The organism is Flagellimonas olearia (genome assembly GCF_004150225.1).
GTDB classification, from domain to species: domain Bacteria; phylum Bacteroidota; class Bacteroidia; order Flavobacteriales; family Flavobacteriaceae; genus Flagellimonas; species Flagellimonas olearia.
Genome location: NZ_ML142911.1, coordinates 65,096 through 78,274 on the forward strand (window position 1 = coordinate 65,096; position 13,179 = coordinate 78,274).

A 13,179-nucleotide genomic window follows, 5' to 3' on the forward strand; every position below is an offset into this window, starting at 1 on the left:
GGGCGAACATCCTCCGATTAGTAAAAAGTGATCTAACTAAAGTAAAACCACAATAACGTTTTTAAAAGTATGAAAAAAACAACTAATTCGGGTGTGTCCGCATGGTACATCCCGAAATTTGACCTCAAAATGAAACTCACTACAGTTTTGCTGATAGTTTCGTTGTTCAAGATCCAAGCTAGTTCATACTCCCAAACAACGAAAATATCGCTAAATCTAAAGCAAGTCAGTGTAGAAAAAGTGCTCGACGAGATTGAGCGTAACACTGAGTTTAAATTCTTGGCCGACACCCAAGAAGTGAAATTGGGACGGATCGTTTCAATCAGAGTAAGGAATGAAAAGGTTGAGACCATTCTGGATAGGATTTTCCGCAATAGCGACGTCATCTATTCTATTTTGGACAAGCAAATTGTCTTGAAAAGGGATAGAGATCGCCCAGCTGTGGAAGTCAAAACCCAAACAGCGGTACAAAGATCGGTATCTGGAACCGTTGTAGATGCAGACGGACAACCCTTGCCCGGGGTAAATGTCGTGGAAAAAGGAACGGGCAATGGAACCTCAACCGATTTTGATGGAAACTATAGTATTGCCATATCCAACGATTCGGCAGTATTGGTATTCTCTTATTTAGGGTTTGTTTCCGTGGAAATCCCAGTGGGCGGGCAATCCACTGTCAATACTACCCTACAGGAAGATGTTGGCGAGCTGGATGAAGTTGTTGTTACCGCACTTGGTATTCGAAAAGATGCCAAGGCCTTGGGGTACTCCGTGGCCAAAGTTGGCGAAGAACGGATCCTAGCCAGTGGTACTCCTGTGAATGCCCTACAATCCTTATACGGAACCGCATCAGGGGTTACCGTGGCCTCAACCGCCACTGGTCCTTCAGGAGGTATGAAAATCAATATCCGTAATGCGGTATCCTTCGATGAGAACTCAACCACCCGCCCCTTGATCGTAGTGGATGGTATTCCAATTCACGATGAGAACACCAACATTACAGCCAATGCAAGAACAGGTAGGGACAATGGTACGGGTATCAACGACATTAACCCTGACGACATCCAATCCTTTGAAATCCTTAAAGGTGCAAAAGCATCCGTACTCTATGGTAGTGAAGGGGCCAACGGGGTAATCTTGATCACCACCAAAAGTGGTTCAAGAAACCGTGGATTGGGAATCTCAGCTTCCTTTACCACCACCATGGAAGAAAGTGCTTTCATGCCCGAGTTGCAAAACCAATACGGGACAGGTAGAAGTGCCAGTACTTCCCAAACCGATGACCAAGGTTACTTCTTGGATGAAAACAATGAAAGAACATTGGACGTGGCAGGTTCTGCCTTTGGTCCCAAATACGATCCCAGCGTGGTATTGAACTGGTGGGATGGATCCAGAAGGCCTTGGGTTGCCAACAACAAGTCTGTTTATGACCAGTTATTCCGCACAGGCTCTCAACAAACAGCCAATGTTTCGTTAAGCTCAGGAGGTGAAAAAGGATCTATCCGTTTTTCCTATACCAATTTGAGGTACAACCCCATTTATCCTGGGGCAAAGTACACCAAGAACACCTTTAGTTTAAATACTTCTTATGAAATCAATGATAATATTTCCTTGAAGTATGTCAGCAACCTGTTTACTACGAGCAATTACAACGCTTCCTATGAAGGATCCTTTGATGCCCAGGGAGCCACATCCAGTTTAGGGGCCTATTCCAGTGACATTGATGTTGACCTGTTGCGAAGCTATTTGGTAACAGACAACGGTTTCAACTATTTCGCCAATCCGGAAAGACGAAGCAATTTCATTTCGAATGGTAGATCATCCGTGGTAAGTACCTTGTGGGACTGGACGCAGAATGTATCGGACTTTAACCGTTTGCACAGTCTACAATCCCTTACTTTGGATCTGACGTTCAACGATAATTTGAGTGCCTCTATTTTAGGTGGACTTGATTACACCACTGAACGCAATATATACAAAGGAAAACTGCAAGACCCTGATTTGATAGGTCCCAACAGTGGATCTGTATTCAGGGATACCAATAGGATCATTAGAAAGACCTACGGACAGGCCACCTTTAACTACGACTACACTTGGAACGACTTTGGTTTCAACGGGTTTGTGGGTGGTGTTATCAGAAGCAACTATTTTGAGAGCAAAGGAGCCGAGAAAATTGGTGGTTTTGTAATCCCCAACTTCTTCTCTTTCTCAAACCTTCCTTCTGGAGTACAACCACAATATGTCTATGACAATGGTGAAGATATCCTGTATAGTCTCTTGGGTTCATTCCAAGTGGATTGGGACGATCAAATCTACGTTGAGGCCCAGGCCCGTCAAGATTGGTCTTCCATTTTGCCTCCTGGGAACAACAGTTATTTCTATCCTGGAGCAAGTGCCACTTGGATCGCCTCCAATTCATTTGAGCTTCCTGAGGCCATTCAGTTCTTAAAGTTGAGAACTTCTTGGGCCGATGTGGGTAGACCAGGTCCCTTGTATTTCAGTAACGTAAACCTAGGCGTATCGGCTTCTGGAGGTGGATTTATCTTGACTCCTCCGAACGACCTTCCTCCCATCGACGAAAACTTCGTTCCCAACTTAAAACCGGAACGTAAGCGCGAATACGAAGTAGGTCTTGAAGGATACTTCTTCCGAGGCAGGAGATTGGGGATAGATTTCTCCTATTACCATGCCAACACTTATGACCAGATCATGAAGGTGGCAGCGCCTCCCGGATTGGGTGTGGACAACATCCGAATCAACGCCGGTGATGTGCAAAATAAAGGATGGGAACTTGCCCTGAGGACCAAGCCTGTTGTGGGCAAGGATTTTCAGTGGGATGTGGATATGACCTTCGCATCGAGCAAGACCAAGGTAAAAAGACTTGACGGTGACATTACCTCTTTATCACTTTGGAGCAGAAATGGCTTGAATGCCGTTGCCGAAGTGGGTGGTGAGTATGGACTTATTGTCCAGCAGAGTGGAAACTACCGCTACATCAACCCATCGGATGACAGCGACCCCAACAACGGGGAGCTTGTTGTGGACAGTAACGGACAACGTTATGCCTATTCTACCCGAAGCAACAAAAAAGTCGGAAAATTGCTTCCAGACGTAACCGGAGGACTTTTTACAAGGTTCAACTACAAAAACTTCGGATTGGTCGTGAACATGGACTACTCCTTTGGGGCCACGTTCATCAATGAAGCGGAAACCTACATGATGGCTGCCGGGGTACTTAACGAAAGTTTGGCCTACCGTGATGCAGCAAGTGGAGGTATTCCTTACTACTTGAACGATGAAGGTCAGAAAGTAGGCGGTACCAACCCCAATGGGGCAACTTATAACGATGGGGTATTATTGAACGGTGTTCGTGCAGACGGCACACCCAACGCGCAAGTGGTATCTGCCGAAGAATATTATGGCTCCTCTTACTTTTCAAACGGTTTCTTCCCTGAAGACAGACTGTTTAAAAGCGATTATATAGCCTTACGGAACATTGCCTTGGATTATAGGCTCCCAGACCTTTCGGATAAGATAGGACTACGGGATATCGTACTTTCCGTTTTTGCGAACAATGTTGCCTATATCTACAAGGCCGCTCCGAACACCATTCCTGAATCTACCAATGGTACAGGATGGGCACAAGGTTCCTATGGAACCACGGCGCTGCCATCGCAACGTTCAATAGGATTGTCAATAAAGGCTAAGCTTTAATCAAAAAACATAACTATGAAAAATTCAGTAATTAAAACCCTACTATCCTTGCTTCTTGTATTTGGGGCAAACGGATGTCAAAGTGAACTGGAGGAACTCTACCAAGATCCCGATGGCTTTTCCAAAACCCAGGCGGACAAGGCAGGTGTAAGTATCATAGCAGGTTATTTTACCTCACAATTGACCCGCGGCTTTTTGCTTCGGGGTGATTATGGGTCCGCTTACCACCAATTAAGGAGTGGATCGCGTATCATGGGAACCGGTGTTCAATTATATTACACCACCAATGCATACGGATACGCATACGCCTTGTATGATGTTGAAAACGATTGGGGTTCCAATTCGTTCAACAGGACGGTGTTCAACAACATCAACAGTCCATGGATCAAGCAGGTACTATGGGGCCAGAAGGAATACAACAAGATTCCGGAAGACCAAAGAACCCAATCAGACGAACTTTATATGCGATTGTTGCATGTATTGAAAGCCTATGGATATCAAAGGGCCATTGACCTTTATGACGAGGTTCCCTATTTCCAAACCGGTTCCGCCGGGGCCTTGGATGGGGAAAAGGCAGAATACTTGGGCCAAGAGGAAATTTATCCCATCATCATTGAAGAATTGAAGGAGATTGAAGCGTATTTGGCCAATTTAACCTTGGACGATGCCACGCAAACCTCATTTCAACAACAGGATGTAATTTTCAGCGGCGACATCACCCAATGGAGAAAGTACATCAACTCCTTGCGACTGCGTTGGGCCATGAATGTCAGTGAAGTCATGCCTACCATTACCTCAACGGTAATTGCGGAATTGAGTGGAAAACCCATGTTCGATCAATCCACCGATGTGGCTGGATTGGCAGATATAGCCATCGTGGAGCCTTATCGACTTCAGGTGGAACTGGGTATTACAAGAGCTTTCAGGGAACGTGCCGATGAGGCCCGTGCCCCAAAAAGGTTTTTGCAAGATGTGATGCACTGTATCCCTGAAGAGAAAAGCGTGGTGGTAAACGGGGAGACCCTTTACTATTACGACAGTGACAATGCAGAGGAAGGACTTGCCAATGGTACCGTAGACCCAAGGGTTGCCTATTTGTTCTCCAAGGACATTTTGGGTAGATATATAGGTGCCGAAACAGACTTTGATAATGGAAGTGATCCAAATAGCTATTTCAGCAAAGCCATGAGGGGATATTATATCAACCACCCCATCATGACGGATTTGGCCGTTACCGAAATTACCTTTGGTGCCGCTGGAAATGAGCACACCATCAAACTAAATGATGAGGCTACTGCCGACCTTACCAAGAGAGAGGCATTTCTTTTGGATGCTTTCAGAACCTTTTGTGGACAATATCTTGATATTGGTTGGACAATCGGTACCGATAAAAACATGATCTCTGAATACAACGTACGTCCGCAGTTCAATTTTGATATACGCTATCCCACCCTTCACGCAGTGGAAACCGAGCTTTCCTTGGCGGAAGCTGCCGTAAGGGGACTTGGTGCCGTAAGTGGAAGTGCACGTGACCATTACAAAAGGGCCATTGAGCTATCCTGCAAGTATTGGTACCAAATGAATACGGCAAACGCCTATTCAAAGCAGACCACACCATCGTTCCCAAGCAACATGGACCAGTCCAGGATAGACCGTGACCGTCCCGATATGGAGTATAACGAAAGTGCATATGCCGAATATGAGGCGCAGCGATTTGACGGATTGACCGATGAGGAAAAAGTAAGGTCTATCTTCAACCAGTTGCAGTTGCACTACAACATGTTCAACTTTGAGACCCCTTATACCAATGCCCGTCGTTTGATCAGCTACTTGGGCGACAATCCAGGGGCTCCGTATGAGGTGTTCCAATGGAAGGAAAGGTTCCTTTACAATCCAAGTATTCAGGCAACCGACCCAGAGAATTGGGCACGGATCAGTCAACATGACGATTACAACCTGCCTATTTGGTTTACAGGTCGCCAGACGAAGTGGAAAAATGTTTTGGAATAAGATTATTAACCTATAACCTTTAAGAAATGAAAAGAATATTGTTATTAGTATTCTCCTTGACCATATTTATTTCCTGTAGCAAAGATGACAGTGCCTCGATCATAGGTACGGCAAGTGCCAATGATGGTAATGTTGTCTCGGGAATCACGGTAAAACTCTATAACGAAAGTGCCTCTTTGGTGGAAAGTACCACTACCGGCAGTGAAGGAAACTTTTCCTTTACCGGGCTGGAAGCAGGCAACTACTATGTGGGGGCCACCGTGACGATTGAAGGAAATGTATGGGACACAGGAAATACGCCACAATTGGTATATGTCAGTGACGACATTGTTAAAGAAGTAGCCTTGACATTGAACCAAAAATAAGAACTCTTACCAAGTGAAAATCTTGGATAAAAATGCAAATCCATTGTAAACAATGGATGGGTAGTGATTTGTTTTGAGTTAGTATAGTCGCGGGATTGCCGACCTATTTTTAGGTCGGCTTTCCTTTTTTATGGGCCAAAGCTCTCCCTCCCAAACGCATATTCTATTTGCCAAATACCGGGTCAAATCCATTCTAAGGCAAAAAAAACAACGCTTCGGGCAAATTTTGTATTAGCCATCCAATACAAATACACCTACCTTAACAGGTGTTTTCTTAACCTGAAAACCATCACAGTCTAAACCAAACAATTACAAATCGTTATAATGGACAGAAGAAAATTTGTCAAACAAAAACTTATGGCCACCACTGCCTTGGGATTAGGTGGAATCAGTCTTGGCACTGCTGGAGAGAAGCTTGGTACCCCACCAGTAAAAAACACCTTCCAGTTAAAATACGCCCCCCATTTAGGTATGTTCAAAAACCATGCAGGGGATGACCCAGTGGACCAGCTCAACTTTATGGCCGATCAAGGGTTCACTGCTTTTGAGGACAATGGTATGAAGGGGCGATCTATTCAAACCCAGGAAAAAATGGCCAGCACCATGGCCAAACGCAATATGACCATGGGTGTATTTGTGGCCCACGAGATTTTCTGGAAAGAGCCCTATTTAACCAATGGCGACACAGCCCTTCGGGAAAAGTTCCTAAAAGAAATCCAAGAAAGTGTTGCAGTGGCCAAACGGGTCAATGCCAAATGGATGACGGTTGTTCCCGGACACATAGCCCCTCGTTTAAACATGGCCTACCAGACCACCAATGTCGTTGAAGCATTGAAAAGGGCCTCGGACATTTTGGAGCCCCACGGCATCACCATGGTTTTGGAGCCTTTAAATTTTAGGGACCACCCCGGTCTGTTCCTGTCAGAAAGTCCGCAGGCATTCTCTGTTTGCAAATCAGTGGACAGCCCATCGTGCAAAATTCTATTCGACATTTACCACCAACAGATACAGGAAGGCAATCTTATACCCAACATTGATGCTTGTTGGGATGAAATAGGATACTTCCAAATAGGCGATAATCCTGGGAGAAACGAACCCACCACTGGCGAAATCAATTATACGAATGTCTTCAAACATATCCATTCCAAAGGATTCCAGGGAATCTTGGGTATGGAGCATGGCAACTCCATTCAAGGAAAAGAAGGGGAACTGGCCGTAATCGAAGCGTATAAGAAGAGTGATACTTTTTGAAGGAAAAATTAATGAGCATTAAAAAATATTTGATTCCCACACTCTTGTGCCTTGGGATAAATCTAGGACAAGCACAAGACAAGGATGCCTACGTACAAGCACTTACCGGGACCGATTTAAGCATCGATATGGTAGCCATCCCTGAAGGCACTTTTATGTTGGGAAGCCCTGATGGGGAACATGGAAGAAATGCAGACGAAGGTCCCCAACGAAACATGGACATTCCTGGTTTTTGGATGTCCCAATATGAAATAACCTGGGAATTGTATAATCTATTCCTTCAACGCAGCATAGATCAAATTGTGGAAGAACACAAAGGTTCCGATGTAAATCTGGAAGTAGATGCCGTGACCGGGGCAACCATTCCTTATGTGGACATGAGTTTGGGAATGGGTACGGAATCCGGGCTTCCCATTGGTAATGTGACCCAATTGGCCGCCTCCAAGTTTTGTGAATGGCTGTCGGCCAAAACGGGACATTTTTACCGACTTCCCACCGAGGCGGAATGGGAGTATGCCGCCAGGGCCGGAAGCCAGGACCCTTATTTTTTTGAGGGCGATACCCTTGAAGAATATGCCTGGTATAGTCAAAATAGTGATGACACCTACCATCCGGTTGGTGAAAAAAAACCCAACCCTTGGGGGTTGTACGACATTTATGGTAATGTGGCCGAATGGACTTTGGACCAATATTCCCCTGATGCCTACCAAGACAAGAACGCGTACTTTCAACCTATTCAAAAAGAATACCCGGTGGTGGTACGGGGAGGCTCATTCAAGGATGATGCTACAGAGCTGCGAAGTGCTTCGCGAAAAGTATCAAAACCACTTTGGAAACAAAGGGACCCACAGTTTCCGCGCAGCAAATGGTGGCATACCGATGCCCCTTTTGTGGGCTTCAGGATTGTGCGGCCGATGACCCCTCCACCCCCAGAAGACTATCACCTATACTGGATACATAAAAATTAACGACCCATTTGAAGAAAAAATCTAAGAGATGAAAAACCAAGAAAACAAAAAAGAATCCCGAAGAAATTTTGTGAAGGGTACTGCGCTGCTCTCCACAGGGCTACTATTGCCCACCATGAAAATAGAGGCCATGGCCAATGTTTTCAACGAAAAGAAACTAAAACTCGCTTTGGTCGGTTGTGGCGGACGCGGAACAGGCGCTGCCAACCAAGCCTTGGAAGCCGATGATAATATTGAACTGGTTGCCATGGCCGATGCCTTTGAGGACCGATTGAACAGTAGCCTTGGCAGCTTAAGCGAAAAATATGAAGGTACCGGTAAGGTCAATGTCAAAGATCGCAATAAATTTTATGGATTCGATGCCTATAAAAAAGCCATAGATATGGCAGATGTGGTCATTTTGGCGACGCCTCCAGGTTTTAGGCCCTATCATTTTGCCTATGCGGTGGAAAGTGGAAAACACGTCTTTATGGAAAAGCCTGTGGCTACGGATGCCCCAGGAATCCGAAAAGTTTTGGAGACCGCAAAATTGGCCGAGACAAAAAAACTCAATGTTGTGGTGGGTCTACAAAGAAGGTACCAAGAAAACTATTTGAACACTCTGGCAAGGATAAAAGCTGGTGATATCGGTAAAATTGTATCTGGGCAAGTCTACTGGAACAGTGCCGGGGTATGGGTGCGTCCAAGAGAGGCCAGTCAGAGCGAATTGGAGTACCAAATGCGCAATTGGTATTACTTTAACTGGCTATGTGGCGACCATATTTTGGAGCAACATATCCATAATATAGATGTGGCCAACTGGTTCATTGGTGAGTATCCCGTTTCCGCACAGGGTATGGGAGGAAGACTGGTTAGAAATGGCAAGGACCATGGTGAAATTTTTGACCACCACTTTGTGGAGTTCACCTATCCCAGCGGGGCCGTTGTGGCCAGTCAATGCCGCCATCAGCCCAACACCATGAACAGGGTTGGAGAGGTGTTCCAAGGAACCAAAGGTTCTGTGAGTACCAACGACGCCGGGACCGCAAAGTTATTCGACCTCTCGGGCAACGAAATCCAGACCATATCCAATTCCGAAGGACACAATCCTTATCAAGAGGAACACAACAGGCTTTTTGCTTCCATCAGAAACAAGGGTGTGATCAATAATGCGGAATATGGGGCCAAAAGCTCCATGAGCGCCATCTTGGGAAGAATGGCCACCTATAGTGGAAAAGTCATCAACTGGGATGACGCCATTAATTCTGAAATTAGACTGGTACCCGAAGAAATGACCTGGAATTCCGAACCTCCTACCCAACCCAATGCGGAAGGAAAGTATCCTGTTCCCATCCCCGGCAAGACGATTGTTGTTTAAAGGATAAACCCCTATTCATCATAAGACAAAAAGCCCGGAAACCAACATTTCCGGGCTTTTTAAATTGAAAAAAGACGCAGCCTTAGCTGATTACTGCGCCTTTTCATCTACCAAACAAACTAACTAAGGTCAATACTTTTGCTGTGCTCGCTTGATTATCTGTGAAGGTTCTTACTTCTTAAAAAGTCGATGAGAATCTGTGGCCTATCTGTTTGGATCATATCGATGTTGTTTTCCAAGAACCACTCATACACGGAAGGGTCCAAAGCCGCTTTCTCATCATCATGTCCCCCATTGTGCTGTGGCCACAAGGAGTTTACCCACACAGAAGCTCCCTTCTCACGAATGTCATCGAAATCCCCAATAAGGGAAATGGTATCTTGGGGTACGGTAAATTCAAAAGCCACTGGTATAGCTTGTTCCAAATATTCATCAATATGCTGTTTGGCCTTGGGGTCGTTCAATCTAACAATGGGCATGAAGAACACCTTATCCAAATAGGAACCAAATTCTTCCTTTACCTGACTATAGGGAATACCTCCTTTGATAACCACCTGATTTTGTGTTCCGGTTTTCTCCATGACCTCAAAACACTTATCAAAAATGTCATAGCTCTTATCCAGATTTACCAAGATTTTTCCCTTACATACTTCCAGGGCTTCTTCCAAGGTTGGAATCTTATGGGGAGTACTGTGCCCTATACCATCCCTTAATTGCAAGCCCTGTAAATATTCCCAAGTCAGTTCGGATACTTTACCGGTCCCTGTGGTGGTTCTATCCACTGTGACATCATGCATCAACACCAACTGTCCGTCCTTGGTTTGCCGAACATCTATCTCTACCATGTCCACGCCCATATCAATACAGTTTTGAATGGCCTGTAAGGAATTTTCAGGGGCATTTCGCCAATCTCCCCTATGGGCCACCACAATTACTTGATCATTATGGGAATCTTCAAGATTGGCAATAAGCTCATCAATGGAAACCGGGTTTGCATCCGATTGCACAATTTGTTGTTCTGCAGGAGCATTGTCTTGTTCTTGAACTTTGTTTTCCCCGCATCCTGCCAAGCCCAACAAACTCATTGTGGTAATAAAAATGTACTTTTTCATATGGTTATGGTATTTACTCTTTTAAACTGTCAAAATTTCTGAGTCCTTTGCCGCTCAAGTACCCTATCAACTCCTCAGGACGATCGGTCATAATGGCGTTGGCTCCTTGCTCCAACAACCACCCCCATGCACTATCCGGCCCTTCCAATAAGGCTTTTTCATCGGTCCTTCCAGCACATAGTTCATCCCAAAGCGCAATGGCCAAAAAACCATCTCCTTTTTTCTTCATGATCGTCTTGGCAATATAAAGGGGTTCGGCATCCTCGGTATCAAAAATGGTTTCATAGTAAAAAGGGTCAAGATCATCCTCATAGTCTTGATGGAAGTTTTTCACATCTGGATTTTCCGGCCATAACTTGGGCATGTAAATGATGCTATCCATCAAACTGCCATATTTATCCCGCATGGTCTTTACGTCATCATTTCCCTTAAAAATGGCATGATCCACCGTACCTGTCCGCTGCAATACCTCATAAGCTTCCCGAACCCATTTACTTTCGGTCTTGTCCAAATTCACCATGATCTTGCCCTTGACCAATAGCATTACTTCTTCCAAAGTAGGCACTTGTTGCCCTGAGTGCCTTACCCCTGCCGCATTCTTTAATCGAAAGCTTTTGATTTCCTCTAGGGTGAGCTCACTTACCTTGCCCTTTCCGTTGGTAGTGCGATCCACTGTGTAATCATGCATGGCCACCAGATGGCCATCTTTGGTAAGTCGAAAATCCAGTTCTATGACATCTACACCCAAATCGATGCAACGTTGAATGGCCATTAAGGAGTTTTCCGGGGCATACCGCCAATCCCCCCTATGGGAAATGACCACAATATAGTCTTCGGAAGGGTTTTTAAGGTGCTGCAATATCTGCTCTGCTCTGCTAGTTTCAGGGCGGTGGGCCTCTTGGCCCACAACCCCTTGCAAACTAACCACTAAAAACCATATGACCAAACCCATAATTTTATACCAATGAGTGTCCATAATTCTTATTGATGGATTTAAAATCAATATCCCGGATTTTGTTGTAAAGCCGGATCGGCCGCTATCTGACTGGCCGGCAAAGGCAACAACAACTTATTGACATCCGTTATACCCAATATGGATTGTGCGCGGTCCTGCCTTAAAAGGTCAAACCAACGATGGCCTTCCCAAACCAACTCCAACCTTCTTTGAAGGTCAATTTCTTCAAAGACCGATTGTTGGTCCGTTGCTCCAGTGTAGTCGCCCAAATTGGCCCTGTTCCGAACTAGGTCCAAATAGGATAAGGCCTCATCTGGATTGTCCATTTCATTTTCAATTTCAGCCAGCATGAGCAATACATCGGCATAACGCAGTACCACCCAATCACTACCTGAATCACCCACCACGGTAGAGGGAACGGCAATTTTATTGGTATACGCCAATCCAGACTCCAAGGCGCCGACATAAATTCCTTTTCGGGCATCGTCATCAGCATACAAGGCATAAAAATCAGGTTTTAACACTCCATGGCCCTTTGTTCCTGCCAACCCTCCATCTTGTCGTCCTGTAGGATTGAACATTCTATAGGCATCGGAACCCTCACTATTGGAATTGATCCCAGAGGCATATTGTACCACAAAAATCAATTCCTCATTCAACTCATTTTCCAAGGAAAACACCTCGTCCACCGCAACCAAATCATGCACATTGGAACTTACCACATCCAAAAGACTTGATCTGGCACTGGAATAATCCTTGAGGGTAAGGTGTACTTTTCCCAATAAGGCCTGAGCGGCAGTTTTCACCACTCTACCCTTATTACCATCATTCCGAACGGGCAATAGATCTATGGCTTCGTCCAAATCGGCAATAATCTGTGAATACACCTCGCCAACGGGAGTTCGCACTTGGCCAAAATACTCTTGGGGGTTGGTCACCTCATCGGTCACCAAGGGAACATCACCAAAGGTGCGCACCAAATTAAAGTAGAGCATGGCCCTGATAAATAGCATCTCCCCAATCCTTGTATTCTTGGTGGCGCCAACTTCAAAATCAATATCCTGAATACGGTTGATGACAATATTGGCCCTTTGGATCCCTTTATAACTGTCTTCCCAAACATTGGCTATTAGGCTACTTTGGGGTATCACGTTAAAGTCATCCAACATACCGTACACCCCTCCATCATTGGCAGGAGTCTCATCATAGGCGTCCTCACCGGGCAGTTCTCCCACGGCAGGCATAGCGGTATCGTACACCCCAGTGAACTGTAAGGTTGCAAAAACCGCATTTACAGCTTCTTCCAACTCGGCCTCATTGGTATAAAAATTATCCGCAACCTTGGTGGTCCTAGGATTTTGTATAAGCTCTTTTTCGCACGCTGTTGTGACCATGGCCAAAACAGCGATCAATAGGTATGAAAACTTTTTCATTGTACTAGCTTTGATTT

At 45.2% G+C, this 13,179-nt stretch carries 9 protein-coding genes; 6 read left to right on the forward strand and 3 right to left on the reverse strand.

The window, feature by feature from the left end:
• Positions 1 to 69: 69 nt before the first annotated feature.
• The 6 genes from DN53_RS12315 (at position 70) to DN53_RS12340 (ending at position 9,662) form a co-directional block, all read left to right on the forward strand.
• A complete protein-coding gene (locus DN53_RS12315) occupies positions 70 to 3,711 on the forward strand; it encodes a SusC/RagA family TonB-linked outer membrane protein (RefSeq protein ID WP_129654588.1) in 3,642 nt (1,213 codons plus the stop codon).
• A 15-nt stretch (positions 3,712 to 3,726) separates the two neighbouring features.
• Entirely contained in the window at positions 3,727 to 5,721 is a 1,995-nt protein-coding gene (locus DN53_RS12320; protein WP_129654589.1) for a SusD/RagB family nutrient-binding outer membrane lipoprotein, read from the forward strand.
• A gap of 26 nt (positions 5,722 to 5,747) precedes the next feature.
• Positions 5,748 to 6,086 carry an SdrD B-like domain-containing protein gene (locus tag DN53_RS12325; RefSeq protein WP_129654590.1) on the forward strand — a complete coding sequence of 113 codons (339 nt, stop codon included), beginning with the start codon at positions 5,748 to 5,750 and terminating at the stop codon, positions 6,084 to 6,086.
• 324 nt (positions 6,087 to 6,410) lie between these two features.
• On the forward strand, positions 6,411 to 7,337 hold the full coding sequence (locus DN53_RS12330; protein WP_129654591.1) for a hydroxypyruvate isomerase family protein: 927 nt from the start codon (positions 6,411 to 6,413) through the stop codon (positions 7,335 to 7,337).
• An 11-nt stretch (positions 7,338 to 7,348) separates the two neighbouring features.
• Positions 7,349 to 8,305 (forward strand): formylglycine-generating enzyme family protein, encoded by a 957-nt coding sequence (locus DN53_RS12335; protein ID WP_129654592.1) that lies wholly within the window; start codon positions 7,349 to 7,351, stop codon positions 8,303 to 8,305.
• A gap of 28 nt (positions 8,306 to 8,333) precedes the next feature.
• A complete protein-coding gene (locus tag DN53_RS12340) occupies positions 8,334 to 9,662 on the forward strand; it encodes a Gfo/Idh/MocA family protein (RefSeq protein WP_129654593.1) in 1,329 nt (442 codons plus the stop codon).
• A gap of 155 nt (positions 9,663 to 9,817) precedes the next feature.
• Here the strand turns inward: DN53_RS12340 and DN53_RS12345 are convergent, their stop codons facing one another.
• From DN53_RS12345 to DN53_RS12355, 3 genes are read right to left on the reverse strand one after another with little or no spacing between them, the layout of a single operon-like run.
• The gene (locus DN53_RS12345; RefSeq protein WP_242502133.1) at positions 9,818 to 10,774 is read right to left on the reverse strand and encodes a glycerophosphodiester phosphodiesterase family protein; all 957 of its coding nucleotides are present in this window, start codon (positions 10,772 to 10,774) and stop codon (positions 9,818 to 9,820) included.
• A 13-nt stretch (positions 10,775 to 10,787) separates the two neighbouring features.
• Positions 10,788 to 11,726 carry a glycerophosphodiester phosphodiesterase family protein gene (locus tag DN53_RS12350; protein ID WP_129654594.1) on the reverse strand — a complete coding sequence of 313 codons (939 nt, stop codon included), beginning with the start codon at positions 11,724 to 11,726 and terminating at the stop codon, positions 10,788 to 10,790.
• Positions 11,727 to 11,773: 47 nt separating this feature from the next.
• A complete protein-coding gene (locus tag DN53_RS12355; protein ID WP_129654595.1) occupies positions 11,774 to 13,162 on the reverse strand; it encodes a RagB/SusD family nutrient uptake outer membrane protein in 1,389 nt (462 codons plus the stop codon).
• Positions 13,163 to 13,179 lie beyond the last annotated feature (17 nt).